This is a genomic window from Streptomyces sp. DH12, assembly GCF_020873895.1.
In the GTDB taxonomy this organism is placed as follows: Bacteria; Actinomycetota; Actinomycetes; order Streptomycetales; family Streptomycetaceae; genus Streptomyces.
In genome coordinates, this window is the sequence record NZ_JAHWGT010000691.1 from 1 (window position 1) to 517 (window position 517).

The 517-nt window shown below is 72.0% G+C and carries 1 protein-coding gene and 1 pseudogene; one reads left to right on the top strand and one right to left on the bottom strand.

What is annotated here, in order from left to right; translation table 11 throughout:
* Window positions 1–393, top strand: a 393-nt coding sequence (locus tag LPA54_RS36525; RefSeq protein ID WP_228984806.1) for a GNAT family N-acetyltransferase, incomplete at its 5' end; no start/stop codon positions are given.
* Here the strand turns inward: LPA54_RS36525 and LPA54_RS36530 are convergent.
* Window positions 383–517, bottom strand: a pseudogene (locus LPA54_RS36530) (glycerophosphodiester phosphodiesterase); the annotation flags it as partial. The gene LPA54_RS36525 and the pseudogene LPA54_RS36530 overlap by 11 nt on opposite strands.

Genomic DNA, 517 nt, shown 5'->3' on the forward strand with positions numbered 1-517 from the left:
GCGCCGGACAGCCGGCTGCTCACCGTGGAGCGCGAGGGCCGGATCGTGGCCTGCTGCCAGCTCGAGCACCGCGGTGACCACGCCTACTTCGGGATGTTCGCGGTCAGCCCCGCCCTCCAGGGCGCTGGGCTCGGCCGGGCGGTCATCGCGGAGGCGGAGCGGCAGGCCCGCGAGAGCTGGGGCGTGACCGAGATGCACATGACGGTGATCACCGTGCGCGAGGACCTGATCGCCTGGTACGAGCGGCGCGGCTACCGCCGTACGGGACGGACCACTCCGTTCCCGTACGGCGACGAGCGCTTCGGCATCCCGCAGCGCGACGACCTGGCGTTCGAGCTGCTGGTCAAGGAGCTGGTCCGACCGTCGTACGGCGTCCGGCCGCTCACGCCGTGAAGCGGCCGGTGCGTTTGATCTCCGGGTAGTCGGTGGTCGCCCCGTCCAGCTCCAGCGCCCGCACCAGCCGCAGGTGGTCCTGGGTGTTGACCACCCAGCCGAACACCGACAGGTCCGCCTTGCG